This is a genomic window from Rhizobium leguminosarum (genome assembly GCF_001679785.1).
Classification (GTDB): Bacteria; Pseudomonadota; Alphaproteobacteria; order Rhizobiales; family Rhizobiaceae; genus Rhizobium; species Rhizobium leguminosarum_R.
On record NZ_CP016286.1, the window covers coordinates 1584051 to 1607970 of the forward strand.

The window sequence follows — 23920 nt, forward strand, 5'->3', positions numbered from 1 at the left end:
CAGTTACGCCTCGACAACTTCCGCCCGTTTCGCCTCGATCTGCCCGATCGCATCGACGACGGCATCGAAGGTCAGCATCGTCGAGGCATGGCGGGCCTTGTAGTCCCGCACCGGCAGCAGATAGCGCATGTCTTCGAATCGTCCACGAGGCCCCGCCCCGTCCGCTTTCAACATGGCGAGCATGTCCTGGCGGGCCTGGCGCAATTCGTCCGACGTGGCGCCGACCACATGGCGGGCCATGATAGAGGACGAGGCCTGGCCGAGCGCGCAGGCCTTCACGTCATGGGCAAAACCGGTCACGGTGTCGCCATCCATTTTCAGCCAGATCCGCACCTTCGAGCCGCAGAGCTTCGAATGGGCCTGGGCGCTGGCATCGGCATCATCAAGCGTGCCGGTCAGCGGAATATTGCCGGCGAATTCGAGGATTTTGCTGTTGTAGATATCGTCCATGCTGGATTTCCGCTCCAAAATCACTGCGGATCGGCCTCTCTGGGAGCGTTATTGTCGTCAAAACAAAAAACACACCGTGTCGTGTGAGGATACTTACATATAATGGCCGTCTTCCTATATGTATGTCGTTCGAAGGCCATGAAAATGCAATGGCCTGGTGTAAGTTTGATTGGGAAACCGTGCCGGACGGGCGTTGAAATTGCCCTGAAAGCCCCGGAGCCTGCCAAAGGTGCATGAATTCCCGCATGGGATTGACCAGTGGCGATTCCGACAGATGGGTCCGCGGTGCGGACCAGGAGACCATTGTTCATGGACGCCATCGTAAAGAATTTTCCGCAGACGAACCGCGACTCGGATCGCCCCTCCCAGCAGGAGGCCGAGGAAGCCGTTCGCGTTCTGCTGCGCTGGGCCGGTGACGACCCGACACGTGAAGGCCTGCTCGAAACGCCGGCCCGCGTCGTCAAATCGTACCGCGAGCTTTTTTCCGGTTACGACATGGCGGCGGAAGACGTGCTCGGCCGCACCTTCGAGGAGGTCGCCGGTTACGACGACATGGTCCTCGTCAAGGATATTCCGTTCTACTCGCATTGCGAACACCACATGGTGCCGATCATCGGCAAGGCCCACGTTGCCTACATGCCTGACGGGCGTGTGCTCGGCCTGTCGAAGATTGCCCGTGTTGTCGAGATCTATGGCCGCCGCCTGCAGACGCAGGAAACGATGACCGCGCAGATCGCCCGCGCGATCGACGATACGCTTAATCCGCGCGGTGTCGCCGTGTTGATCGAGGCCGAACATATGTGCATGGCGATGCGCGGCGTTCAGAAGCAGGGCTCGACCACGTTGACGACGACGTTTACGGGAACGTTCAAGACTGAGCCGGCCGATCAGGCCCGCTTCATGACCATGGTGCGGAGCCGCTGATACCGGCTCCCTCAGGAGGGCCGCGATGAGTCAACTGATCTTCAATCAACCATCCGAGGACAAGTCGGCGTTGGAAGACGCCGGCGATTTCACGCCGCGTTTCGACGACCGCGGCCTGATCACCGCGATCGTCACCGACGCCGGCGACGGCGAGCTGCTGATGGTGGCGCATATGAATGCCCAGGCGCTGGCGCTGACCATTCAGACCGGCACGGCGCACTATTTCAGCCGTTCGCGCGGCAAGCTCTGGAAGAAGGGCGAGACCTCGGGCAATCTCCAGACGGTGAAGGAAATCCGCACCGATTGTGATCAGGACGCCATCTGGCTGAAGGTCGAGGTCGCTGGCCACGACGCCACCTGTCACACCGGCCGCCGCTCCTGCTTCTACCGGACGATCACGCTTCGAGACGGAAAGCCGATGCTTGATATCGTTGACGATGAGCTTCATTTCGATCCGCAGGATGTCTACGGAAAATAGCCTGATTTTCCTGTCATTTGCTCCTTATTGCGCCAGAAACCGCTTCTCTATACCATTTGGAAACTGAACGGGCACACTATCAAAAATCAAGTGTTCTGCTGGGAGGGGAGAGCGCCATGCTGAGCTGGAGTCTGCATCGTCAAAGCTCTGAAGGCGAGGGTTCCGATTCCGGCATGTCGACCACGCTCGATATGCTCCCGCCTCCTGCGCCTCAAAAGAAAATCAAGATCGCGCTGGCACTCGGCGGCGGCGCTGCCCGCGGCTGGGCCCATATCGGCGTGCTGCGCGCCCTCGACGAGGCAAAGGTCGAGATCGGCATGATTGCCGGCACCTCGATAGGCGCGCTGGTCGGTGGCTGCTATCTCGCCGGCAAGCTTGATGAACTCGAAAGTTTCGCGCGCTCGCTGACGATGCGCCGCATCGCAAGTCTCCTCGATCTCACCATCGGCGGCAGCGGCCTGTTCGGCGGTATGCGGCTGACCAAGCGCATGCAGGAACATCTCGAAGGCCTGAACGTCGAGGATCTCGACCGGCCGTTCGTCGCGGTCGCGGCCGAGGTCAATACCGGCCATGAGGTCTGGATTGCCAATGGTTCGCTGATTACGGCGCTGCGCGCCTCCTATGCCCTGCCCGGCATTTTCGAGCCGGTGCGCAGCAATCACCGCACGCTGGTCGACGGCGCACTGGTCAATCCCGTCCCCGTCTCCGTCTGCCGCGCCTACGAGCAGCCGCTCGTCGTCGCCGTCAATCTCAATTACGATCTCTACGGCCGCTCGGCCGTCGTCCGGCACAATGCCAGCCTGTCGGCCCAGGAGGTGCAGAAGCAGGAAGAGGCGCCTTATGCGCGCCTCGGCATGACCGGCGTCATGGTGCAGGCCTTCAACATCATCCAGGACAGGATCGCCCGCGCCCGCCTTGCCGGCGACCCGCCCGACATTTCGCTGCAGCCGCGCCTCAGCTATATCGGCCTTTCCGAATTCCATAGGGCCGGCGAAGCGATCGAACGCGGCTACGAGGAAGCCAGAGCCCGGCTCCCCGAGATCCAGCGCATGCAGGAAGTCTACGCAAGCAACCCCTGATGCACGTCGTCCGAAAGCGTGAGGGTTTGGACGACGACGTTAGTCAAGCGAGGCAGGCGAAAACCTCAGCCGGCGATATAGGCCTTGATTTCCTCGGCCTCACGCTCGACTTCGGCGATGCGCGATTTCACCACGTCGCCGATCGAGATGATGCCGGCAAGCTTGCCGTTGCTTTCCACCGGTACGTGACGGAAACGACGGCTGGTCATCAGCTCCATCAGCTCGTTGACGGTCGTCTCCTCATGGCAGCGATAGACCTTCGCGGTCATGACCTGGGCCAGCGGTTGGTCGAGGCCTTCCTTGCCGTGTTTGGCGATCGCATGCACGAGATCGCGCTCGGTGAACATGCCGGAAATCCGGTTCTCCATGCCGACGACGACGATGGCGCCGATCTTCTTTTTGCTGAGGATGGCGGCAGCCTCGGCGACGGTGGTGCTCGGCGCGGCAGTGATGACGTCCCTGCCCTTCAGGTCGAGGATTGCTTTGACTGAACTGGTCATTCGAACCTCCTATGTCCGTGAAACACTTGTCACAGGCATCCGCGGCGGTTTCTCCCCCCGGCACGGATATAGATCGATCGTGCACTGCCCGGCTCAGGATTGCAACATATCCTTCTCGGTTCCGTCAGGTTCCATCACCGGCGGGCGCGGCGCCCGGTCGAACAGCGAAAACAGCAGGAAGCCGAACACGAAACCGCCGATATGCGCGTCCCACGCAATCGCCTGGTCGCTGTCGCCGACGAGCGGGATGCCGACGGCGATCAGCGCATTACCGACCAGCCAGAGCAGCATGAAGATGATGACGGTGCGGCTCTTCAGCGCCTCGACGATGGAAAGCCGGGGATTGAGATGCGCAGGCAGCATCGGCCGCCGTTCGGCCGGAAAGGCGAATCGGCAGGCGGCCCCCATCAGCCCGGAGATGACGCCCGACGCACCGATCAGCAGCGACACGTCTCCCCAGTTCAGGGCCGCGTGCAGAATGGCGGATGCGACGGCGGAAAAAACCCAGAAGAGCACGAAACGCAGCGTCCCGATGCGGCGCACGACCGGCGCGCCGAAGGCCATCAGCCAGAAAGCGTTGAAGACGATATGCTGGACGCTGCCGTGCAGCAGCGAATAAGTGACGGGCGTCCAGAACAGCTCCGGCCCCTGCTGCGACAGCGGAATCACATAGCGGGCGGGAACGAAGCCGAAGGTGAAGAATAGCCAGTTCAGCGCATCGTCGGACAGCAGGAGCTCCTGCACCGCATAGATGATACCAAGCAGGCAAAGGCTGAAGAACAGCGCCGGCGGAAGGTTGAAGACCGGTTCACGCGGTCGTGCCGGCGGCTGGACCTCGGGAGGTTCGGGCGCCTTGCGCGGCTCGGCCGTCTGCTCATTCATCTGTGTTTTGCCTCGTTGAGGCCACAGCCATACAGGAGCGACTGTCAAAAAAAAAGCCGTCCGAAGTGCCGGACGGCGTACCGGGAGCTCCAGGAAAAGACCTCGGCCCGGGCAGGTTGTGCTGAACTTCGAAAGTCGAAGCGATGGCAGGACAGTGTCACGACAGGCACTGCATCTCAACCGAAACCATCTCTTAACCTTAACCGCCGCGATCTGGCATGAAATCCGCAAGGTAGAGCCTGTAAGGGCAATGACTGCCCGAAAATGCTCCGGAATGGGACAGGTTGGTGTGAAATGCGTGTGCAAACGACCATCGAAATTTTTGACTATTGGAACCGTATCCGCGGCGCTGCCGATGCGCCGCTGAAATCACAGGTCGAACCCTCCGCCGTCCCTCACCTGCTCCAGAGTCTGTTCATTCTTGAGAGGCGCGAGGGCGGAGACATCGGTTTCCGGCTCGCCGGCACCCGCATCTGTGATCTCTTTGGGCGTGACCTGCGCGGCGAACGTTTTTCGTCTCTCTGGGCAAATGGTCAGCTCGCGGACATCGAACGCACGGCGATGGGCGTCATGGACCATGCCATGCCGGCCCTGTTCAACGCCACCGGCTACAGCACCGTCGGCCATCAGGCCTCCTTCGAGATTATCATGATGCCACTGCGTTCGCCGGACGGCGCCTGCGACCGGCTGCTCGGCGCGATCGCGCCAGCAGCGGCCGCGAGCTGGCTGGAGATCGTACCGCTCGAATTCCTGGCGCTCGACCGCAGCCGCCTGCTGCCCGGAAAATTCGACAAGGCAGCACCGACCGAACCGCGCCCCATCAATAGGATCGTCGCTGGCAAAAGCATCCATTTCGGCCAGGTCATGCGCCGCATGGTGTCGCAGCTGCTGAGCGCGGAGGCGCGCTGACGATCCCATTTCGGCACATCCGGCATACTCGTTTTCCGCTATATGGGGATCGGGCAAAACAACCTTCTGTTAATGGATTGTGGGTAAAGATCGGTCTCTGCGATTTTCATGAAGAAGCCCTTTGATGCACTCGTTCCAGCCAGCTCAGACGCAACGACCTGCGCCGCGCCCTGAACAGGGCGTTTTTCAGCGCGTGCCCATCAATATGCAGGGCCGGCTGATGCTTGCGAACTACGAGGAATTCGAATGCATGGTGATCGACATGTCGCCTGGCGATATGTACGTCACCTGCCTCGGCCGGCCGCGCGCCAACGAACGCGTCGTCGCCTATATCGACCATCTCGGCCGCGTCGAAGGTTATGTCCAGACGATCGATGGCCGCGGCTTCACCATGTCGATCAACGCCACCGACCGGAAGCGCGAGAAGCTCGCGGCCCAGCTCACCTGGCTTGCCAACAAGCACGAACTCGGCCTGCCCGAGGATCGCCGCCATGATCGTTTGACGCCCCGCGACACGAAGACCGAGCTGACGCTCGAGGACGGTTCGCGTTATTCCTGCCGCATCATGGACCTTTCGCTGTCGGGCGCTGCCGTCGACGTCGAGATGCGCCCTTCGATCGGAACGGCGGTGCGCCTCGGCAACATGCGTGGTCGCGTCGTGCGCCACTTCGTCGAAGGTGTGGCAATCGAATTCCTGTCGATCCAGTCCCGCGAGACGCTGCGCGAATTCCTTTAACAGCTGCGGAAAATGGCGCTGCCTTGCCGAGGATTCCGCGGCGAGATGCAATTCTCGACGAACTTCCATCAAATGCGATTGCCAGGTCCGCTGCGCGCCCGGTCAGGTCGTGTTGGAAAAGCCTGCACTTCACGGCAGGAGCTTTGCAAGCGGCAACGAATCTGGCTTTGGAAAGCAAGCGCGAAATCCTGTCGCAAGTCGTTCCACCCAGTCGGTAGATAATATTATGAGTGGAACAAGCTGCGACACCGATCGGCACCCAATGAGGTTGCCCAACTTGTGCAGTGTTTTTGCGCCCGGGAATGCCTCGCCCTCGCCCGTCATCCGTTCGTCACGGATATGACGGATAAGGCCCGCCTCGATCGCAGGTGCGTCCATGTCAGCTCTTTATCCCGAAATTGAACCCTATGATCATGGTCAGCTCGATACGGGCGACGGCAATCTGATCTGTTGGGAGGTCTGCGGCAATCCGGCGGGTCGCCCGGCGCTGGTGTTGCATGGCGGCCCTGGTTCCGGCTGTTCGACTGCGGCGCGGCGCTACTTTGATCCTGACGCCTACCGAATTATTCTGTTCGATCAGCGCAATTGCGGCCGTAGCCTGCCGAGTGCTGCCGATCCTGAAACCGATCTCTCCCTTAACACCACCTGGCATCTCGTTGCCGATATCGAGCGGCTGCGGGCCTATCTCGGCATCGACAACTGGCTCCTTTTCGGCAATTCCTGGGGTTCGACGCTGGCGCTCGCCTATGCCGAAACCCATCCGGAGCGCGTCGCGGCGATCGTCCTGTCAGGCGTGACCACCACCCGGCGTTCGGAAATCGACTGGCTCTATCGTGGCATGGCGCCGCTCTTTCCGGAAGAATGGCACCGTTTCCGCCAGGCGGTCCCTCCAGGCAGCCAGGGACGAGACGAGGACATGATTGCCGCCTATCATCGTCTCCTCAACGATGCCGATCCGGAGACGCGCCTCAAGGCGGCGCGCGACTGGCATGATTGGGAGGCGGCCTCGATTCTGCTCGCCGATCCCCAAGGCCGGCCGCGCCGTTGGGCCGATCCGGCCTATTTGCTGACCCGCGCCCGCATCATCACCCATTACTTCAGCAACGGCGCTTGGTTGGAGGATGGCCAGCTTTTGAAGAACGCCGCGCGGCTCACCGGCATACCCGGTATCCTGCTGCAGGGAAGGTTCGATATCGAGGCGCCGCTCGTCACGGCCTGGGAACTCGCCCGCGCTTGGCCGCAAAGCGAGCTCAGCATCCTTCCGCATGCTGCCCATTCCACCGCAAATCCGGATATGAGCGCAGCGATCGTCGCCGCCACCGATCGATTTCGCGATTCTCTCAAAAAATAATTCTCCCGTCCACATCGGCGATCTGAGCGATATTCTGCTTTCGAACCGACCAAATCGGTCAAATCCGGCAGCATCGATGGCCGGGCCCACGTCGCTGCAGATCGCCGGCCGGCCGTCGGAATTTATCCGGCTCAACGAAAATCCTTAACATCAGGACGACGACGCAACCTTTTAGCGGGCGAAAGCCTTGTCGCGTGCATTAAAACTTTAAACGAATTCGCGACAAATCCGCGTCAAATTTTATGCGCATTCGAATCTGTTTTTAGTCAAGTTTTCTCGGCATTTGAATCAACTAAGCCTTTAATTCTATTACGTAATTTTGCGTGGGGTAAAAACGTCTGTGCCATTGTCACCTCAACTTACGGGGAGACGGCAATGACAACTGCGAATATCCTGAAAGGCGGCCTTCTGGCCGGTGCGATCATGATGGCAATGGCGGGTTCGGGACAGGCGATGCCCGCCAGCATGGCCCTGGCAGGCAATGCCAGCCCGCCTATCGGACACTACGAATTCTGCAAGGCCAACCCGACCGAATGTGTCGAGGTCGGCGGCGATGCCGGACCGGCCATCCTCACCGAGGATCGCTGGAAGGAAATTCTCAAGGTCAATTACGCCGTCAATTCGTCGATCCAGCCGATGACGGATGAGCAGATCTACGGTGTCGAGGAGCGCTGGGCCTATCCGCGCACCGTCGGCGACTGCGAAGATTACGCCCTGCTGAAGCGCAAGATGCTGATCGATGACGGTTTCTCGCCCTCCGACACGCTGATCACCGTCGTGCTGCAGCCGAATGGCGAAGGCCATGCCGTGCTGACTGTTCGTACCGATCATGGCGACTTCATCCTCGACAACATGCGCAACAAGGTGCTGCTGTGGTCGGACACCGAATACACCTATCTGAAGCGCCAGTCCGCCGACGATCCGGCCCGCTGGTCGAAGCTTCAGGATGGCCGCGCCGTCGCGGTCGGTAGCGTCAAGTAAGAACAGCCTGCCGGCTATTTGCCGGTTGCTGCCTGCGGCCCGGTCAGTCCCCGCATCCCGTCCCCGACCGGTGCCCAAGAGCCGTTCCCGCTGTCCCGGGAACGGCTCGCCCCTTTGAAGATTCCCCACAGTGCGTTAGTGAATTGTTAACCTAGCCAGTCCGATCATGACGATGAGAATCATCATCGGCACCGGCGGCTCATGTTCTTCCTGCGGCGGACCGAAACGCGAAGAACCGCCATGAGCCATGCCGCGCGCAGCGCACCCGACGAGCAACCGCTTCTTTCCATGGGGTTTCTCCTCCGCACGATGGCGGTGATTGCTGTCCTGGCGGTCCTGACCATAGCCATCAGCATCGGCGGCCGCTGGTTCGGCCAGCATATCTCGCTTGCCGGCAACACCGACAGCACGGTTGAAATCCAGCTGGCCATCGGCCGCGACACCGTAAAATTCCCCGAGAATACCATCCGTTTCCCGAGTCAAAGGCATGAAGGCGCCGCCGAGCGCATCGATCTCTACCTCGCCTGGCCGGAAATGCAGGGTTACGGCAAGGAAAACCACCTTCGATTCGACGATATCGCCCAATCCTCCGGGCTGATCTTCCTGCAGATTACCCAGAGCACTATGTCGCGCGACATGTCCGGGCGGCTGGAGCCGATCTATTCGCATCTGCTCGAAGGACCGGCGGAGCCCTTCCGCGACGGGCTGACGCTGCACCGTCTTCGCGCCGATGCGGGTTACGGCGACGAGGTGCTCCTGACGGCGCCCGTCAAGGGCGGGCCGGATTACGTCGTGCGCTGCATCTTGCCGTCAGCCCCGGATAAGGCGGCGGGCGGAGATTGTCAGCGCGATATCAAAGTCGGTCGGGATCTCAGCGTTCTCTACCGCTTCTCAAGCAGCCATCTCGACGACTGGGAACATATTGATGCCGCTATCCGCACCTTTGTAGACGCGCGTCTTGTGAACCGTTCTGCAACAACACCGTAAAATGCTCCCCGGACAGCGAAATAAACGATTCATCATAAACGGATTGGTAACGCCCAGCCGGTAATTTTAGAAGACGAGCTGTGCGGCGGGAGGTGTGCGGTTCCTGCCAAAATCTGAAGCGCCAAATATCTGAATGCAAGCGAAGAGTGGAATAGTGTCAAGGTCAGTCTCCTCCGTATCATCGTCCCGATCCGGCAGTTTTTTCGCAAGGCTGCTGGCGATCCTTTCGGTAGCCGTCACGATCGTCATGGTCGATTCGGTGAATGCCGACGCGGAAGCGGCAAATCCGAAATATGCAGGCATCGTCGTCGACGCAAAGACCGGCAACGTTCTCTACAGTGAGAACGCCGACCGGCTGCAATACCCCGCCTCTCTGACCAAGATGATGACCCTCTACATGACCTTCGAGGCATTGGAGCAGGGTCGCATCCGCCTCGATACGCCGGTTCCCTTCTCCGCCTATGCGTCAGCCCAGGCGCCGACCAAGCTCGGCGTGCGCGCCGGCGGCACGATCACCGTCGAGCAGGGCATTCTCGGTCTCGTTACCCTGTCGGCCAATGATGCCGCAACCGCGCTCGGCGAAATGCTGGGCGGCAGCGAGGATCGCTTCGCCCAGTTGATGACCGCCAAGGCGCATGCGCTCGGCATGACGCGCACCACCTATCGCAACGCCAACGGCCTGCCGAATACGGCGCAGATGACGACGGCGCGCGACCAAGCCCGCCTCGGTATCGCCCTTCGCCAGCATTTCCCGCAATATTACGGCTATTTCTCCACGCGCGCCTTCAAGTTCGGCAGCCGCACGATCCGCAGCCACAACCGCCTCGTCGGTTCAGTGCGCGGCGTCGACGGCATCAAAACCGGTTACACCCGCGCTGCCGGCTTCAACCTGGTAAGCTCGGTGCAGGTCGATGGCAAATCGATTGTCGGCGTCGTGATGGGTGGCGCCTCGACGCCCGCCCGCGATGCCCAGATGCGCAATCTGATCGCCACCTACCTGCCGAAGGCATCGAGCCGTGGCGGATCGTCGGCGCTGATCGCCCAGGCAGCCCCTGCCCCATCGATCATCGAGACACCCGCTCCGGTCCAACCGAAGAAGGCCCAGCAGCAGGTCGCCCAACAGCTGGCCGCAAAGACGATCATCGCAGCGCAGCCGCCGGTTTCGGCAGCCGCTGCCGATCTCAGCCTGCCGCACAAAGGCCCGCTGCCGGATGCGCGCTACCAGGTCGACGAGACCGAGGTCGCCTATGCCGAGACCGCTCAGCCGAAATCCGACAATCCACTGGTAGCACAGCCGATGCCGGCGCCGACCAAGGTCAAGACCATGACCTTCAAGCAGCAGGCAACGGTCGCCGCACCAAAGCCGACGCCCGCGTCTATGCCGTCGGAACAGGGCGATACGTCGGTCGATACCGTCACCACTGCGTCGACCACTCCCTCACCGACTCGTGCTGCTTCAACCAGCAACGGTCCGACCGGCTGGGTCGTGCAGGTCGGCGTCTCGCCGAGCCGGCAGATGGCCATGGACCTTCTGGAAAGCGCCAGGAGCAAGGCCGGCAAGGCGCTGGCCTCGGCAAAGCCCTTCGCGGTCGCCTATGCCGCTGGCGGTGATCAGCTCTACCGCGCCCGCTTCGGCGGTTTCGACGATCAGCGCGACGCCGTCAACGCCTGCAAGGCCTTGAAGAAGGCAGGCATCAAGTGCTGGGCGGCTGCCCAATGAGCTATTCGATGCTGCCTGCTAAATGGCCGGCGGCATCGGTGACGGCCGGAATCGGTGTTTGCGTTTCCGGCCACCGTTCTTGAACTCGATCAGTATTGCGTACGGGGAAAACCATGGCGATCAATGAGAATGTTCCGGGAATGCCTTCAGACCGCCGCATGGCGGCCAAGGGGCGCTCATCTCTGCATCCGTTGCACGAGGCGGCTTTGCGCCTCGCCGAGATCGGCCTGCAGCGGCCGAAGGCGAAGTCTCCGAAGACCCGGGATCTCATCAATCTGCTGCTGTGCCACGGTGCACGCGCCTGGCGCTATTCCCAGCCTGAAGCCCGCATCCATCTGCATGTGACCTCGCCGGATGGCAGCGCGCCGGTGCAGCTGCGCCTGCGCTGAACCCTAAGGGCTAGAGCAGACCAAGGTCCGTAAGCTCGCGGCGAAGATCCGCGGGCATTTCGGCAATTCCGGCGCCAAGGCTTGTCAGGTCGCGCGGCACGTCATCCTCAGTGTAATAACGCCAGCCCTGGAAGGGACGCTTCGGCTGTACGGCCGTCTCGATGACCTCAGGGCCGAGCATCAGGCGGCAGCGTGAAATGCCCTCGCCGTCGGTGAAGGTCTCGATGTCGAGCAGCTTCTGCCGCGCCTGCACCTGCCCCTTGATCACCCAGTAGAGCGAGCCGCCGTCAAGCAGCTCCTCCATGCGTTTCGGCGCCATGCGCGTTGTATGCACCGAATGCGGCTCGAGGCCGGCGGCGATGGCGCGCAGCGAGCGTTCCGCCACCCATTCGCGCAGATCGTCTATCGAGTCGGCGCCGACACAGAGTTTGATGAGATGCAATGCCATGCTGCCGTTGAAATCCTTTTGGCAGCGAGCGTCAAGCGCGAAGCATCACGCGTCCACAAACTCAGCATTCGACGACGTTGACGGCAAGACCACCCGTCGAGGTCTCCTTGTATTTCTCGCTCATGTCGTGGCCGGTCTGGCGCATCGTCTCGATGCAGGCATCGAGCGGCACGAAATGCTGGCCGTCGCCCTTGATGGCGAGCGAGGCTGCCGTGACGGCCTTGACGGCACCGAGCGCGTTGCGTTCGATGCAGGGAACCTGCACGAGGCCGGCGATCGGATCGCAGGTCATGCCGAGATGATGTTCGAGCGCGATTTCGGCGGCGTTTTCAATCTGTTCCGGCGTGCCGCCCATGACGGCCGCAAGCCCCGCGGCAGCCATCGCCGCCGCCGAGCCGACCTCGCCCTGACAGCCGACCTCGGCGCCCGAGATCGAGGCATTATGCTTGATGATGCCGCCGATGGCGGCGGCCGTCAGCAGGTAATCGCGGATGCCGTTCTGGTCCCAGTCCTCGTGGAAATGCTCGTAATAGCGGATCGTCGCCGGAATGACGCCGGCTGCCCCGTTGGTCGGCGCCGTGACGACGCGCCCGCCGGCTGCATTCTCCTCGTTGACGGCCATCGCATAGACGCTCAGCCAGTCGTTGGCGAGCAACGGGTTGATGCGGTTGCTGCGCCACTCCTCCTCCAGCTTGTCGTGAATCCTGCGGGCGCGACGCTTGACGTTGAGGCCGCCCGGCATGATGCCGTCGACCTTGAGGCCGCGCTCGATGCAGGAGCGCATTGCCTCCCAGATACGGTCAAGCCCCTGGTCGAGTTCCTCTTGGCTGCGCTGGCTCTCCTCGTTCGCCCGCTTCATCTGGGCTATCGACAGCCCTGAGCGTTCCGCCATCTCGAGCATCTGCTTGGCGGTGGAGAAGGGATAGGGCACACGCGTGCCGCCGGGCGTGTTTTTCTTCGCCCGCATCTGCTCGAGCTCGGTGTCGGTGACGACGAAGCCGCCGCCGACCGAATAATAGATGCGCTTGAGGAGCAGTCGGCCGTCCCTGTCATAGGCGGAAAAGACCATGCCGTTGGCATGGCCGGGCAGCGGCTGTTTCTTATCGAAGATCAGGTCGGTCTTCGGCTGGAACTGATAGCCGGGATGGCCCAGCGGCGTGATGCGGCCGGTGCGCTCCACGGTGTCGACGATGCCGTCCATCCGGTCGGGATCGACGCTGTCGGGCGCTTCGCCCATCAGCCCGAGAATAACGGCCCTGCCCGTGCCGTGGCCGATACCGGTATGGGCGAGCGAGCCGTGCAGGCTGACCTTGATGGCTGTGACCTGCGCGCCCGATGACGGCCGCGGCCATTCGTTCGACAGGATCAATTCGAGAAACCGGTTGGCGGCCGACATCGGACCCATCGTGTGCGAGCTCGACGGCCCAACACCGATCTTGAAGACATCGAATACCGAGAGAAACATGGGTGCGCCTTCTGAATACGAGGATGCAAGCTTAAGCGAGGTCGGTTTCGAATCCGTGCAGCACACCGACATCGCATGGAGCCGGTGCGACATTCCGGCTCACACTGGAGCGCCGCGTGTCCAATAGGACGCGCAGGCACTTTGAGTGTGCGCATAATCCTTCCCGAAAATCGAATCCGATTTTCGGGGTCACGCGCTAAACCAAGTGGTCCGCCTTGGCATTCATTGCTGCATTCAATGAAGCCTATGCGGAGGAAGAACTGGTAACTCTATCTTGACAGTCTGCACCGACTCCCAATGTCCTGCTGACGTCGATGCTAGACGACACCTTGTAGATTGGGAGATTGGACACATGGCGCTCAAACGGATGGACAACGTGGGAATCGTCGTCGATGACCTCGAAGAGACGATTGATTTCTTTCGCGACCTCGGCCTCGAGCTCGAAGGGCGGGCTGCGATCGAAGGAGAATGGGCTGGACGTGTCACTGGACTGGGCGATCAGCACGTCGAGATTGCCATGATGCGCACGCCGGATGGCCATAGCCGGCTCGAGCTCTCCCGCTTTCTCACGCCGCCTGTCGTCGCGGATCACCGGAACGCGCCGGTCAACGCGCTCGGCTACCTCCGCGTCATGTTCGCCGTGGATGACATCGACGAGACGCTTGAGAGGCTCCGCAAGCGCGGCGCGCAGCTCGTCGGCGAAGTCGCGGACTATCAAGACACCTATCGGCTCTGCTACATCCGCGGGCCTGGAGGGCTTCTCATCGGACTCGCCCAAGAGCTTAGCTGAGCTATGCGCGAAGCTTCCCGTTGCGATCATCTTGAATGACCGTGCCCTCGGCTCCATCCCAGGGTTCGGCCGTCGTCGAGATTTGTCGTTGATCGGCCATGGCTGGCGTTGCGTCGTTCACCAGGCGCTTTTCGATCTCCTGCAGGCCGAGAATTGCGCGGTCCATTTGGTCGGCCGGAGTTTCGCGCGAAACCAGGCGCCAGCGATTGTCCTGCCATATCAGGACTAGCAGCCGCCGGCCTGGAGCCTCTATCGTCTCGTGGATGAACCATGCCCCGGCTACCGCAATGCAAAGTGTCATCACGATGAGCGCCGGTTCGGGCATCAAGGCATCAAAGGTCAAACGCGCCAAAAACATGATGGGGACATGGAAAAGGTAAAGCGAAAAGCTGATCTTCCCTAGAAACCGTACCGGTGCCGCTGCCAGGACATCTGCTGCGATCGGAGGTTGTCGAGCGACGAGCCCGACAATGACGGCAGCGGCCACCGCACTTTGCAGACCCCAAAATTCAGGGGAAAAGCCGGGCAGGATATGCCGGTAAGTGAAAAACACCGCAAGAAGGAAAAGCGTCAGAATTCCTGTGAGGGCGGATGGAATCCAGCTATTCCAGTAGGAATGCATCATCCCGGCGAGTGCGCCGAAAAGAAAGTAAGGAAGCTTGGAGACGAGCATGATTCCCGGCCCCGGCAAACCGACCAGGCCATCGACGACGACGGCCACGGCGAGGCCCACAATCATGCCGCTATGGCGCCGCGGCTGAGCCAGACAGAGCCACAGGACAGGAAAGAGCAGGTAGAATTGGATCTCGGGTGGTATCGACCAGAAAACACCGCTCGAGCCGAGCAGAAAGACATGGCGCAGAAAATCCGTGCCGCTAACGATCGGCTGAACAAAATCCAGATTTCGCATGCTCGACAGCATCGCTACGAGAATAACGGCCACCAGGTAAACCGGATAGATGCGGGCAAAGCGGCTCACAAGAAAATCCAGCACATTTTCTTTCGTGACCGGCCGTGAGCCGTAAAGATGAGCCATCAGAAAGCCGCTGAGAGCAAAAAACAAACCGACAGCTTCGTCGCCCATCGTCATGAGATGCGGAGCTGTGATCGGAAAGATAAGGCCAATATGGGCTCCAACGACCAGAAGCGCAGCGACACCGCGCAGGCCATCAAGACTCGGGATGTAATCCGGCCGACTCATGAGTCACTTTTGAATTCGGAGTTGAGGTTCAGTCCCGAACAATTGGCCATCACGACTTTACAAGCGGTTAACGCGGCGCACTCATCTGGCGGTTGCAGGCGCGATCGATGGCATTGACTTCGCTCCGGCGTGAGAGCGCTAGGTCCCCGCCCTCAATCTGCGAGCTAACGGACGCCGCATTGCCATTTTTAGTCCAGAAGTGGCGGTCGACGATCCACCAAACCTTGTCGTTTCCCGACGGCTCGATTATGCCGAACTGCCGCATGGCCGAAAGCCCGGGTAAAGCCGCCGAACTCGGCCATGCGGCATAATCCGACTTGCGGCATAGTGGCCGCGTTCATGCGGAGACCGAATCACTGATGACGACGGCGGATTATATCGCTCTGGCTTTCTTTGCCTTTGTCTGGATGGGCTATTCCTGGCTGCTGCATGGCCGTACCTTCTTCGGGCGCACCAGCCTGACCCATGCGATGACCGAACGGCGCCGGGAGTGGATTTACAATTCGCTGCGCCGCGACCTGAAGATGATCGACACGCAGATCATGGCCGGCCTTCAGAACGGCACCGCTTTCTTTGCCTCGACCTCGATCTTCGCGATCGGCAGCTGCTTTGCATTGCTCGGCGCGACGGAGAAGGTCGACGCCGTCTTCGCCGACCTGCCCTTCGTCTTCCATGGCGGCCATGCCGTTTTCGAGATGAAGGTCGGCGGACTGGCAGCACTTTTCGGCTACGCCTTCTTCAAATTCGGCTGGTCCTACCGGCTGTTCAACTACTGCACCATCCTCTTCGGCTCGATCCCGATGATGCGCGACACCGAGCGCGACGTCATCGCCGCCGAGCGGGCCGCCGAACGCGTCATCCGCATGAATGTCATTGCCGGCAGCAATTTCAACGAGGGCCTCAGGGCAATCTTCCTGTCGATCGGCTATCTCGGCTGGTTCATCAACCCCTATGTCTTCATGCTGACGACGGCGATCGTCATCGTCGTGCTGACACGACGGCAATTTTTTTCGCAAGCGCGACTGGCGATCATGGATACCGGCCCGCCATCAAATCTCCACCTTTCTTCTATTCGCCGCGATAGGCCGTCGAGCGACGGAAATGATTTGTCCGAGGGACTTTGATGACAAGGCAGGCAAGCGAAGCCGATGCAACGGCAAAACCGCCGCGCATCGGTCTATTGGATACGGCGCGCGGCATCGCGCTGATCGCCATGGCGAGCTACCATTTCAGCTGGGACATGGAGTTCATGGGCTATCTCGCGCCGGGCACGGCCGAAACCGGCTGGCTGAAGATCTATGCCCGGGCGATCGCCACGACCTTTCTCTTCATCGTCGGCATCAGCCTGGTGCTCTCAAGCACGCCTGAGATTCGCTGGCCGTCCTTCTGGAAGCGTTTCGGCATGATCGCCGCGGCAGCCGCGGTGATCTCGATTGCCACACGCATCGCGATGCCGAACGAGTGGATCTATTTCGGCATCCTGCACTGCATCGCGGTGCTCACGCTCGTCGGCGTCGTTTTTTTGAGACTGCCGCTCGCCGTCACGCTCATCGCTACGCTCGTGCTCTTTGCTGCCTGGATCACCGATAATTTCGGGCCACCCGGCCTGCTTCGCTCATCCTTCTTCGATCCGCGATATCTCGCCTGGATCGGCCTTGCGGTGACGCCGGAACGGTCCAACGACTACGTGCCGCTGTTTCCCTGGGCAACGCCCTTCTTCGCTGGATTGAGTATCGCCTCGATCGCCATCAGAACCAAGCTGCCGCACCGGCTTGCCGCCGTCGGCACCGGCTCCTGGTGGCCGGCAAGGCTCGGCCGCCACAGCCTTGCCTTCTATCTCATCCACCAGCCCGTATTGATTGGCATCGCCTATGGGATTTCCCTCGTCCTCCCGCCGCAAGCCCCGGATCCGGTCGCAACTTACCTCAGGCAATGCAACGCCTCTTGCGTCATGCAGCAAGGCGAAGCGCTCTGCCACAGCTTCTGCCAGTGCACGCTGGGGAAATTGCAGGCGCAAGCCCTGTTCATGCCGCTGCAGGAGGGCGCGATCGATATACAGAACGACGAGCGGGTTCAGACGATTGCTGCCGAATGCAGCGCCGAGGCGCAATAAAGGCCGGTAATCGCTCTGCGGCGCTTTTCAGGTGTTGACGCCGATTTCGGCCAGGCGGCCGAGGCAGGTCTCTTCGATCGCGTCGAGTTCCGCCAGCGTGTCGTCGATATCCTTGCGCTTCTGGCGCAGGTCGTCGCGCTTCTCATCGACGCGCTTCATCAGGAGCTTCAGCTGGCCGAGTTCGCCCGGCGGCTCCTTGTAGACCTGGATGATCTCACGGATCTCGGCGATGGTGAAACCGATGCGCCGGCCGCGGAGAATTTCTGCGATGAGCCTCCTGTCGGCTTGCCGGAACAGACGGGTGCGTCCACGCCGCTCCGGATGGATCAGTCCCTCGTCCTCGTAGAAGCGGAGCGTGCGCGTCGAGACCCCGAATTCGCGCGTCAGTTCCGTTATGCTATAAAATTTGTTCACCGGCATGTGTTCCCCGTCGTCGGACAGACGATAATATTGACTTTTACGTAATAGTCAATTTTCGGCGGTTCAGATGCCGAACCACCATGTGGCAATGCCGAGAAAGGCGAAGAAGCCGGTACAGTCCGTCACCGTCGTCACGAAGACCGAAGAGGCGATCGCCGGGTCGGCGCCCATCTTGTCGAGCAGCAGCGGCAGCAGGATGCCGGCAAGGGCCGCCGCCATCAGGTTGATGACCATCGCCGCCGCAATCACCCCGCCGAGCTGGTAGTCGTGGAACCAGGTGCCGGCGATCGCGCCCATGATTGTCGCGAAGACGATGCCGTTAAGGATGCCGACGCCCGCCTCCCTGCGGATGATGCGGCCGGCATTGTAGATGTCGAGATCGCGGGTGGCGAGCGCGCGCACCGTCACCGTCATCGTCTGCGTGCCGGCATTGCCGCCCATCGAAGCGACGATCGGCATCAGCACTGCAAGCGCGATCATCTTCTCGATCGAGGCGTCGAACAGGCCGATGACGCTTGCCGACAGCATCGCCGTGCCGAGATTGATCAAAAGCCACAGGAAGCGCGAACGCACCGTCGAGAGCACATTGTCCGACAGCTCTTCGTCGCCGACGCCGCCGAGGCGCTTGATGTCCTCGTCCGCCTCCTCGTGGATGACGTCGACGACGTCGTCGATGGTCAGCACGCCGACCAGCCGGCCGTTTTCGTCGACGACGGCGGCCGAGAGAAGGTCGTACTGCTCGAAGAGCTGGGCCGCCTCCTCCTGGTCCATCTCGGCCGGAACCGGATGGTTAGTCTCACGCATGATCTGCTCGATCTTCGTCTGCCGCTTGGTGCGCAGGATCTGGTCCAGATCGACGGCGCCGAGCAGCTTGAAGGTCGGATCGATGACGAAGATCTGCGAGAAGGAATACGGCAGATCCTCTTCATCGCGCATGTAGTCGATCGTCTGGCCGACCGTCCAGAATGGCGGCACGGCGACGAATTCCGTCTGCATGCGGCGCCCGGCCGAGCTTTCCGGATAGTCGAGCGCCCGGCGCAGCCGCACCCGCTCGGTAAACGGCAGCTGCGCGAGGATTTCTTCGCGGTCCTCCTTGTCGAGGTCTTCGAGAATGTAGACGGCATCGTCCGAATCGAGCTCGCCAATCGCGGCTGCGATCTGCGCGTTCGGCATCTGGTCGACGATTTCGCGGCGGATCGCCTCGTCGACCTCGGTCAGCGCCGTCATGTCGAAATCGTCGCCGAGCAGGCGCACCAGCGCCAGGCGCTGATCCGGCTGGATCGATTCCAGCAGGTCGCCTATTTCGGATTCATGCAGGCGGGCAACGTTCTGGCGCAGGAACAGCGTGTCGCGGTCGGCGATCGCAGCGCCCACGAGCGCCAGGAAGTCGCCGCGGACATTGCCGTCCTCGTCGTAAATATCGGCATCCTCATCATCGGGACGCCGGCGAATGCGATCTTCTGTGTCGGTCGTCGTCATATGCCGCCCTCGCATCTGGTTCGAATTTCAACGACTGCCGCGCCGCATTCGCAAATGTCGGCCGAAAACACATTGTCAACAAGCGGATAAGCGAATCCCGCGCGAGGCTCCCGCAGCCGGAATTCTTGGCCCCTGCTAGCCCAAAGCATCCGTGCCGTAAAGCGCTAAACCGTGCTTCGTGATGACAATGCATGCGGCCGGCGATAGTTTCCTCACCCGTCCAAGCAGAGGAAGCCTGCCCCATGCCCATCCGTCCGATTCTGCGTTATCCGCATCCGGGCCTCAAGACTGTCTGCGCGCCGGTGACGGTCTTCGATTCCTCGCTCACAGCGCTTTCCGAGGACCTGCTGGCGACGATGCGCGCAGCCCCCGGCGTCGGCATCACCGCCGCCCATATCGGCGTCTTCAGCCGTGTCACGGTGCTGGAGCTCGACAAGGCCGACGGCGTGCGCCTTTACGTCAATCCTCATATCACCTGGTTTTCGAAGGAGACGATGAACCATACCGAAGGCAGCGTCTCGATGCCCGGCGCGACCGACGAGGTGACGCGCCCGCGGGCGATCCGCTTCCGCTATCAGGACGCCGAGGGCGCCGTGCACGAGGACGGTGCCGAAGATTTCCTCGCCATCTGCATCCAGCACGAAGTCGACCAGCTCGACGGCATTTTCTGGCTGCAGCGCCTCTCACGGCTGAAGCGCGACCGTCTCGTGAAGAAATGGGAGAAGGCCCAGGGCTGACAATCACGGCTGACAAATCGCGGTCCACGCCGAACCATTCGCCGTTGCCGGCGTTTCCAGCAAAGAAACAAGGAGCGAGTGCAATGGCAAGGATCGGTGACAAGACCCAGTTTTCCCGGGAGAAGCCTGAGCTTTCCCGGGAGGAAGATTATCGCGACCTCGAAGAGCGCAATCTCGACGAAGGCTGGCCCTATGCCGATGGCAGCGGCGCCGGCACCGGCGGCCCGGATAATCGTCCTTACGGCGAGACCGCTGCCAATTTCGACAGCGATCCCAACAAGGGCTTCCGGATCGATGGCACGGATGAAGACGGCAACGAGAATCGCCTGAGAGATTCGCTGCGCGCCAATACGATCGACCGCGATGAAAGCGACGATCTCGAAGCGCGGGTGAACGACAATCTCGAAAACATTCCCGAGGTCGATATCGACAGCGTCGAGGTTCATGCAGACGGTCACGTCGTTACCCTGGAAGGCTCGGTGGAGACGATCGGCATCGCCCGCAAGGTCGAACTCGGCGCGCTTTCGGTCGATGGCGTCCATCATGTCCGCAATAAGTTGCAGCTGACCGGTGTCGACGCGCATATCCCGAACGAGGACTGACTTCACGCACAAAGTGCAGATCATCAACGGGCGGCAACTGCCGTCGCCCGTTGATGATCGTTCTCAACATTACCAAAAGTTAACAATTTACGATTGTAGCAACAACTGTATTATTCGCGAGTCTAATCGCCGGTTTTCTGTTAGGCGGCTTCTGTCACGAGAACGTCAATTCCGTTGACAACACTGTGATTTCATTCGGACAAATGGTCGCGGCTGCTCCGCCATATTATCACAAAATTGCCTGAATTGGAGCGCGAACTCGTGTGTGCCGAGGGTTAGTTTATGCTGTGGAATTCAACAGTAGATTGAGGAGATAGACTCATGCGCATCAAATTTGCCCTTGCCGCGTCCATTTTCGCCGTCAGCCTCGCAGGCGCTGCCTTCGCCCAACCGACCTATTCCAGCGATTACACCAATGACAGCGACGGCTTCGCCCCGAGCCCGATGTCGAGGCCCGCTCCGGTCCACTACAGCAGCCACAAGGCCCCGGCCTATTCCAGCGACTACACCAATGACAGCGACGGCTTCGCCCCAAGCGCCATGGCGACTCCTGTCGTCGACAAGACCGCAACGGCCGGTATCAACCCCCTGCCCCCATGCCACAGCATGATTGGCCCGAAGGGCTCCCACACCAAGGGTGCAGACAGCGGCGCCTCCCGTACGGAAGCATGCCGCGCGACGCATTGATTGGCAGAAAGAAAGGGCCGAAATCGGCCCTTTCTTTCGTGCATTTGTCTCCCCGCTGGCACCGCAACTCTCACGAAATTGTCGCCTGTCTTTCGTTTCTAGCTGACATTTTGCAATGATGCAGGAGCTGCATAGACTTGGGTCGAGGCGTCGGCGATAGGGCTAAATTGCTCGGCCCAACGACATAGGGCTTCGGCTGCGGCGTTGAGCGCTACGCCGCGCTCCGTCAGCGAATAGACGACCTTCGCCGGCAATTCCGGATAGGCTTTTCGATCGACAAGTCCATCAGCCTCTAACTCTCGCAATTGCTGCGCCAGCATTTTTTCACTGATCTCAGGTATTGCCTGCCGCAACCGACCGAACCTGCGCGACGCCGTTCCGAGCTCGCAAAGTATGTCCACTTTCCACTTGCCTTCGATCATCTTGATCGCGGTCGCGAAGCCACAATTATCCGTGGACTTGCTCATGATGTCCTCCTAACTGTCCGGTAACCACTTACGCCTCGGTGCGTATTGTGCGCTGCGCACCCCACCATAACCTTTGCCGTGATGACAAGAGCACGGCGCATCGCGCCAATGGATATGGAGTGTAGTCATGAAGCCTGCAATCAGCATTTTGGGGACGGGACGTATGGGATCGGCACTTGCCCGCGCCTTGGTCCGGGCGGGGTATCGCACAACGGTCTGGAACAGGACGAAACAAAAGGCCGAGCCCTTGGCCGCGATCGGCGCCACTGTTGCGGCATCCGTCCTGGAAGCCATTGAAGCGGCACAGATCATCATCGTGAACGTCAGCGATTACACTGCAACCGCCGCACTTCTGCGCAACGAGGCCGTAGCGTTAGCCATTCGCGACAAATTGGTCGTGGAGCTCACGTCAGGAACGCCGCATGGTGCACGCGAAGCAAGCCATTGGATCGTTGAACGTGGAGCCAAGTACCTCGATGGGGCGATCATGGCCACTCCGGATTTCATCGGCACGGATGGTGGCACGATACTGCTCTCCGGACCAAGAGAGGTCTTCGATTCAAACAGGGACGTCTTTCAGGCGCTCAGCGGCAATGCCCAGCATATCGGGGAGGAGCCAGGTCTCGCCAACGCACTTGATAGCGCGTTGCTGGCCCTGATGTGGGGTGCACTGTTCGGAACGCTGAACGCGATCGCCGTATCGCAAGCCGAGAGAATAGACCTCGGTGAGCTGGCCCGGCAATGGACGGCGACAGCGCCCGTCATCGAAGGATTGGTTGCCGACCTTATCAAACGGACCAACGCTGGGCGTTTTGCCAGCGATGATGAAACACTCTCATCGATCTCGCCGCACTATGGCGCCTTCCAGCATCTTCTGGAACTGATGGAAGCGCGCAAGATCGACCGCTCCGTCGTTGATGGCTATGAGAAGATATTCCGACGGGCGATTGCATCGGGCCATTTACATGATGACTTCGCCGCACTATCGCAATTCATGGAGGAGTAAGGCGCGCTCGGCACGCAGTCGTCGCCCACTTTAGCGTCAACGAGACGTCCACAGAAATGATGGCATAAAAAAACCTCGTAGAACCAGATGGTCACGAGGGTTTTTTAAACTATTATTGGTGCGGTCGAGAAGACTCGAACTTCCACGGGTTGCCCCACAGCGACCTCAACGCTGCGCGTCTACCAATTCCGCCACGACCGCATCGTGGTAGGTGCCGATTTGCGTCGGCGGGGCAGCATGTAGCAAAAGCATCTGGGGTGCACAAGGGCGATATGACAGTTTTTTTGAAAACCGCTCACAGCATTTGAATTGCCCCCGAAACGGGTCCATATAGCTGTCCTGCCGCCACTTTTTGCGCTGTCATTTCGGGGGAGCGGCAAGGAATGGCCATGCTTCGCACCGATCTCGAATTCTCCATGCTCCCACAACTAGGCACCCGGCCGGTACGCTGGCGCATCGCCGATGGCCTCGTTCCCTATGAGGAGGCGGTGGAGACGATGGAGCGCGAGGTGGCGGTGATATCGGACGGCGGCGATGAGCTTGTCTGGCTGGTCGAGCATCCGCCACTCTATACCTCCGGCACGAGCGCCAATGCCAAAGACCTCGTCCAGCCTGACCGGTTTCCGGTCTTTGCGACAGGGCGGGGCGGCGAATATACCTATCATGGACCCGGCCAGCGCGTCGCCTACGTCATGCTCGACCTGAAACGGCGGCGCCAGGATGTGCGCGCCTTCGTCGCCGCGCTGGAGGATGTCGTCATCCGCACGCTCGACATGATGAATGTGCGCGGCGAGCGGCGCGAGGATCGCGTCGGTGTCTGGGTTCGCCGCCCGGAAAGGCCGCTGCTGGCCGATGGAACGATGGCGGAGGACAAGATCGCCGCCCTCGGCATCCGGCTGCGGAAATGGGTGACCTTCCACGGCCTGTCGCTCAACGTCGATCCCGATCTCGATCATTTCGACGGCATCGTACCCTGCGGGATATCGGCCTATGGCGTCACCAGCCTCGTCGATCTCGGCCTGCCTGTCATGATGGCGGATGTGGATATCCGCATGCGCGCCGCCTTCGAACAGGTTTTCGGCGAGACGGTGAACGAAGTCTGACCTCTTCCCGATTGCT

At 60.8% G+C, this 23920-nt stretch carries 28 protein-coding genes and 1 tRNA gene; 19 read left to right on the top strand and 10 right to left on the bottom strand.

Annotated elements, in window-relative coordinates; translation table 11 throughout:
* Window positions 1–3: 3 nt before the first annotated feature.
* Window positions 4–450 carry an iron-sulfur cluster assembly scaffold protein gene (locus tag BA011_RS07980; protein ID WP_065280044.1) on the bottom strand — a complete coding sequence of 149 codons (447 nt, stop codon included), beginning with the start codon at window positions 448–450 and terminating at the stop codon, window positions 4–6.
* Window positions 451–759: 309 nt separating this feature from the next.
* Between BA011_RS07980 and folE the strand changes: the two genes are divergently transcribed.
* The 3 genes from folE (at window position 760) to BA011_RS07995 (ending at window position 2931) form a co-directional block, all read left to right on the top strand.
* Complete coding sequence (folE, locus tag BA011_RS07985; protein ID WP_017960561.1) at window positions 760–1374, top strand: GTP cyclohydrolase I FolE; 615 nt, start codon at window positions 760–762, stop codon at window positions 1372–1374.
* A 25-nt stretch (window positions 1375–1399) separates the two neighbouring features.
* Entirely contained in the window at window positions 1400–1852 is a 453-nt protein-coding gene (hisI, locus tag BA011_RS07990; RefSeq protein WP_017964406.1) for a phosphoribosyl-AMP cyclohydrolase, read from the top strand.
* Window positions 1853–1968: 116 nt separating this feature from the next.
* The gene (locus BA011_RS07995; RefSeq protein ID WP_065280045.1) at window positions 1969–2931 is read left to right on the top strand and encodes a patatin-like phospholipase family protein; all 963 of its coding nucleotides are present in this window, start codon (window positions 1969–1971) and stop codon (window positions 2929–2931) included.
* Window positions 2932–2996: 65 nt separating this feature from the next.
* On the opposite strand, the gene BA011_RS08000 is transcribed toward BA011_RS07995, so the two are convergent.
* Together BA011_RS08000 and BA011_RS08005 are read right to left on the bottom strand one after the other, a co-directional pair.
* The gene (locus tag BA011_RS08000) at window positions 2997–3431 is read right to left on the bottom strand and encodes a CBS domain-containing protein (RefSeq protein WP_003539882.1); all 435 of its coding nucleotides are present in this window, start codon (window positions 3429–3431) and stop codon (window positions 2997–2999) included.
* Window positions 3432–3524: 93 nt separating this feature from the next.
* The gene (locus BA011_RS08005) at window positions 3525–4313 is read right to left on the bottom strand and encodes a rhomboid family intramembrane serine protease (protein ID WP_065280046.1); all 789 of its coding nucleotides are present in this window, start codon (window positions 4311–4313) and stop codon (window positions 3525–3527) included.
* A gap of 264 nt (window positions 4314–4577) precedes the next feature.
* On the opposite strand from BA011_RS08005, the gene BA011_RS08010 reads away from it, so the two are divergent.
* The 7 genes from BA011_RS08010 to BA011_RS08045 all read left to right on the top strand — a co-directional run bounded on the left by BA011_RS08010 (window position 4578) and on the right by BA011_RS08045 (window position 11386).
* Window positions 4578–5222, top strand: a complete 645-nt coding sequence (locus BA011_RS08010) for a PAS domain-containing protein (RefSeq protein ID WP_151343407.1) — start codon at window positions 4578–4580, stop codon at window positions 5220–5222.
* Between the two features lie 124 nt (window positions 5223–5346).
* Complete coding sequence (locus tag BA011_RS08015) at window positions 5347–5958, top strand: PilZ domain-containing protein (RefSeq protein WP_065280048.1); 612 nt, start codon at window positions 5347–5349, stop codon at window positions 5956–5958.
* A gap of 376 nt (window positions 5959–6334) precedes the next feature.
* Entirely contained in the window at window positions 6335–7309 is a 975-nt protein-coding gene (gene pip / locus BA011_RS08025) for a prolyl aminopeptidase (protein ID WP_065280050.1), read from the top strand.
* Between the two features lie 375 nt (window positions 7310–7684).
* Window positions 7685–8290: a transglutaminase-like cysteine peptidase gene (locus BA011_RS08030; protein ID WP_065280051.1), complete on the top strand. Its 606-nt coding sequence runs from the start codon at window positions 7685–7687 to the stop codon at window positions 8288–8290.
* 201 nt (window positions 8291–8491) lie between these two features.
* Window positions 8492–9277, top strand: coding sequence for a hypothetical protein (locus BA011_RS08035; RefSeq protein WP_065280052.1), 786 nt, complete (start codon window positions 8492–8494; stop codon window positions 9275–9277).
* A 133-nt stretch (window positions 9278–9410) separates the two neighbouring features.
* Window positions 9411–10997 carry a D-alanyl-D-alanine carboxypeptidase gene (locus tag BA011_RS08040; RefSeq protein ID WP_065280053.1) on the top strand — a complete coding sequence of 529 codons (1587 nt, stop codon included), beginning with the start codon at window positions 9411–9413 and terminating at the stop codon, window positions 10995–10997.
* A gap of 113 nt (window positions 10998–11110) precedes the next feature.
* A complete protein-coding gene (locus BA011_RS08045; protein ID WP_003539905.1) occupies window positions 11111–11386 on the top strand; it encodes a hypothetical protein in 276 nt (91 codons plus the stop codon).
* A 10-nt stretch (window positions 11387–11396) separates the two neighbouring features.
* Here the strand turns inward: BA011_RS08045 and BA011_RS08050 are convergent, their stop codons facing one another.
* On the bottom strand, window positions 11397–11834 hold the full coding sequence (locus BA011_RS08050; RefSeq protein WP_003559632.1) for a DUF1489 family protein: 438 nt from the start codon (window positions 11832–11834) through the stop codon (window positions 11397–11399).
* 61 nt (window positions 11835–11895) lie between these two features.
* On the bottom strand, window positions 11896–13299 hold the full coding sequence (locus BA011_RS08055; RefSeq protein WP_065282451.1) for an L-serine ammonia-lyase: 1404 nt from the start codon (window positions 13297–13299) through the stop codon (window positions 11896–11898).
* A 352-nt stretch (window positions 13300–13651) separates the two neighbouring features.
* On the opposite strand from BA011_RS08055, the gene BA011_RS08060 reads away from it, so the two are divergent.
* A complete protein-coding gene (locus BA011_RS08060) occupies window positions 13652–14089 on the top strand; it encodes a VOC family protein (protein ID WP_065280054.1) in 438 nt (145 codons plus the stop codon).
* Between the two features lies 1 nt (window position 14090).
* Here BA011_RS08060 and BA011_RS08065 read toward each other — a convergent pair whose 3' ends face one another.
* Window positions 14091–15290, bottom strand: a complete 1200-nt coding sequence (locus tag BA011_RS08065; protein ID WP_065280055.1) for an acyltransferase family protein — start codon at window positions 15288–15290, stop codon at window positions 14091–14093.
* 179 nt (window positions 15291–15469) lie between these two features.
* Here BA011_RS08065 and BA011_RS46090 point away from each other — a divergent pair, with 179 nt between their 5' ends.
* From BA011_RS46090 to BA011_RS08080, 3 genes are read left to right on the top strand one after another with little or no spacing between them, the layout of a single operon-like run.
* A complete protein-coding gene (locus BA011_RS46090) occupies window positions 15470–15601 on the top strand; it encodes a hypothetical protein (RefSeq protein ID WP_257785309.1) in 132 nt (43 codons plus the stop codon).
* Window positions 15602–15649: 48 nt separating this feature from the next.
* A complete protein-coding gene (locus BA011_RS08075; RefSeq protein ID WP_065280057.1) occupies window positions 15650–16414 on the top strand; it encodes a DUF599 domain-containing protein in 765 nt (254 codons plus the stop codon).
* Complete coding sequence (locus BA011_RS08080; protein ID WP_065280058.1) at window positions 16414–17403, top strand: heparan-alpha-glucosaminide N-acetyltransferase; 990 nt, start codon at window positions 16414–16416, stop codon at window positions 17401–17403. The genes BA011_RS08075 and BA011_RS08080 overlap by 1 nt, the downstream gene beginning before the upstream one ends.
* Window positions 17404–17430: 27 nt before the next feature.
* On the opposite strand, the gene BA011_RS08085 is transcribed toward BA011_RS08080, so the two are convergent.
* Both BA011_RS08085 and mgtE read right to left on the bottom strand, forming a co-directional pair.
* Window positions 17431–17823: a MerR family transcriptional regulator gene (locus BA011_RS08085; RefSeq protein ID WP_017960578.1), complete on the bottom strand. Its 393-nt coding sequence runs from the start codon at window positions 17821–17823 to the stop codon at window positions 17431–17433.
* A 63-nt stretch (window positions 17824–17886) separates the two neighbouring features.
* Entirely contained in the window at window positions 17887–19302 is a 1416-nt protein-coding gene (gene mgtE, locus BA011_RS08090; protein ID WP_027667491.1) for a magnesium transporter, read from the bottom strand.
* Window positions 19303–19544: 242 nt separating this feature from the next.
* Here mgtE and BA011_RS08095 point away from each other — a divergent pair, with 242 nt between their 5' ends.
* The 3 genes from BA011_RS08095 (at window position 19545) to BA011_RS08105 (ending at window position 21328) form a co-directional block, all read left to right on the top strand.
* A complete protein-coding gene (locus tag BA011_RS08095) occupies window positions 19545–20039 on the top strand; it encodes a peptide deformylase (RefSeq protein ID WP_065280059.1) in 495 nt (164 codons plus the stop codon).
* Window positions 20040–20122: 83 nt separating this feature from the next.
* Window positions 20123–20641: a BON domain-containing protein gene (locus BA011_RS08100; protein ID WP_065280060.1), complete on the top strand. Its 519-nt coding sequence runs from the start codon at window positions 20123–20125 to the stop codon at window positions 20639–20641.
* Window positions 20642–20962: 321 nt separating this feature from the next.
* Window positions 20963–21328: a hypothetical protein gene (locus tag BA011_RS08105; protein WP_065280061.1), complete on the top strand. Its 366-nt coding sequence runs from the start codon at window positions 20963–20965 to the stop codon at window positions 21326–21328.
* A 98-nt stretch (window positions 21329–21426) separates the two neighbouring features.
* On the opposite strand, the gene BA011_RS08110 is transcribed toward BA011_RS08105, so the two are convergent.
* On the bottom strand, window positions 21427–21795 hold the full coding sequence (locus BA011_RS08110; protein ID WP_065280062.1) for a winged helix-turn-helix transcriptional regulator: 369 nt from the start codon (window positions 21793–21795) through the stop codon (window positions 21427–21429).
* 127 nt (window positions 21796–21922) lie between these two features.
* Between BA011_RS08110 and BA011_RS08115 the strand changes: the two genes are divergently transcribed.
* Window positions 21923–22801 (top strand): NAD(P)-dependent oxidoreductase, encoded by an 879-nt coding sequence (locus BA011_RS08115; RefSeq protein ID WP_065280063.1) that lies wholly within the window; start codon window positions 21923–21925, stop codon window positions 22799–22801.
* 116 nt (window positions 22802–22917) lie between these two features.
* Here the strand turns inward: BA011_RS08115 and BA011_RS08120 are convergent.
* Window positions 22918–23002 (bottom strand) — tRNA-Leu (locus tag BA011_RS08120).
* Between the two features lie 182 nt (window positions 23003–23184).
* Between BA011_RS08120 and lipB the strand changes: the two genes are divergently transcribed.
* On the top strand, window positions 23185–23904 hold the full coding sequence (gene lipB / locus BA011_RS08125) for a lipoyl(octanoyl) transferase LipB (RefSeq protein WP_065280064.1): 720 nt from the start codon (window positions 23185–23187) through the stop codon (window positions 23902–23904).
* Window positions 23905–23920: the final 16 nt, after the last annotated feature.

Excerpts from the sequence above, each read along its gene's own strand:
- BA011_RS08045 (WP_003539905.1), top strand. The coding sequence starts at position 11,111 with ATGGCGATCAATGAGAATGTTCCGGGAATGCCTTCAGACCGCCGCATG.
- hisI (WP_017964406.1), top strand. The coding sequence starts at position 1,400 with ATGAGTCAACTGATCTTCAATCAACCATCCGAGGACAAGTCGGCGTTG.
- BA011_RS08030 (WP_065280051.1), top strand. The coding sequence starts at position 7,685 with ATGACAACTGCGAATATCCTGAAAGGCGGCCTTCTGGCCGGTGCGATC.
- BA011_RS08080 (WP_065280058.1), top strand. The coding sequence starts at position 16,414 with ATGACAAGGCAGGCAAGCGAAGCCGATGCAACGGCAAAACCGCCGCGC.
- BA011_RS08105 (WP_065280061.1), top strand. The coding sequence starts at position 20,963 with ATGCGCATCAAATTTGCCCTTGCCGCGTCCATTTTCGCCGTCAGCCTC.
- BA011_RS08015 (WP_065280048.1), top strand. The coding sequence starts at position 5,347 with ATGCACTCGTTCCAGCCAGCTCAGACGCAACGACCTGCGCCGCGCCCT.
- BA011_RS08005 (WP_065280046.1), bottom strand. The coding sequence starts at position 4,313 with ATGAATGAGCAGACGGCCGAGCCGCGCAAGGCGCCCGAACCTCCCGAG.
- BA011_RS08055 (WP_065282451.1), bottom strand. The coding sequence starts at position 13,299 with ATGTTTCTCTCGGTATTCGATGTCTTCAAGATCGGTGTTGGGCCGTCG.
- folE (WP_017960561.1), top strand. The coding sequence starts at position 760 with ATGGACGCCATCGTAAAGAATTTTCCGCAGACGAACCGCGACTCGGAT.
- pip (WP_065280050.1), top strand. The coding sequence starts at position 6,335 with ATGTCAGCTCTTTATCCCGAAATTGAACCCTATGATCATGGTCAGCTC.
- BA011_RS08110 (WP_065280062.1), bottom strand. The coding sequence starts at position 21,795 with ATGAGCAAGTCCACGGATAATTGTGGCTTCGCGACCGCGATCAAGATG.
- BA011_RS08060 (WP_065280054.1), top strand. The coding sequence starts at position 13,652 with ATGGCGCTCAAACGGATGGACAACGTGGGAATCGTCGTCGATGACCTC.
- BA011_RS08115 (WP_065280063.1), top strand. The coding sequence starts at position 21,923 with ATGAAGCCTGCAATCAGCATTTTGGGGACGGGACGTATGGGATCGGCA.
- BA011_RS08085 (WP_017960578.1), bottom strand. The coding sequence starts at position 17,823 with ATGCCGGTGAACAAATTTTATAGCATAACGGAACTGACGCGCGAATTC.
- BA011_RS08050 (WP_003559632.1), bottom strand. The coding sequence starts at position 11,834 with ATGGCATTGCATCTCATCAAACTCTGTGTCGGCGCCGACTCGATAGAC.
- lipB (WP_065280064.1), top strand. The coding sequence starts at position 23,185 with ATGGCCATGCTTCGCACCGATCTCGAATTCTCCATGCTCCCACAACTA.
- BA011_RS08065 (WP_065280055.1), bottom strand. The coding sequence starts at position 15,290 with ATGAGTCGGCCGGATTACATCCCGAGTCTTGATGGCCTGCGCGGTGTC.
- BA011_RS08075 (WP_065280057.1), top strand. The coding sequence starts at position 15,650 with ATGACGACGGCGGATTATATCGCTCTGGCTTTCTTTGCCTTTGTCTGG.
- BA011_RS07995 (WP_065280045.1), top strand. The coding sequence starts at position 1,969 with ATGCTGAGCTGGAGTCTGCATCGTCAAAGCTCTGAAGGCGAGGGTTCC.
- mgtE (WP_027667491.1), bottom strand. The coding sequence starts at position 19,302 with ATGACGACGACCGACACAGAAGATCGCATTCGCCGGCGTCCCGATGAT.
- BA011_RS08095 (WP_065280059.1), top strand. The coding sequence starts at position 19,545 with ATGCCCATCCGTCCGATTCTGCGTTATCCGCATCCGGGCCTCAAGACT.
- BA011_RS07980 (WP_065280044.1), bottom strand. The coding sequence starts at position 450 with ATGGACGATATCTACAACAGCAAAATCCTCGAATTCGCCGGCAATATT.
- BA011_RS08040 (WP_065280053.1), top strand. The coding sequence starts at position 9,411 with ATGCAAGCGAAGAGTGGAATAGTGTCAAGGTCAGTCTCCTCCGTATCA.
- BA011_RS08035 (WP_065280052.1), top strand. The coding sequence starts at position 8,492 with ATGTTCTTCCTGCGGCGGACCGAAACGCGAAGAACCGCCATGAGCCAT.
- BA011_RS08000 (WP_003539882.1), bottom strand. The coding sequence starts at position 3,431 with ATGACCAGTTCAGTCAAAGCAATCCTCGACCTGAAGGGCAGGGACGTC.
- BA011_RS08010 (WP_151343407.1), top strand. The coding sequence starts at position 4,578 with ATGCTCCGGAATGGGACAGGTTGGTGTGAAATGCGTGTGCAAACGACC.
- BA011_RS08100 (WP_065280060.1), top strand. The coding sequence starts at position 20,123 with ATGGCAAGGATCGGTGACAAGACCCAGTTTTCCCGGGAGAAGCCTGAG.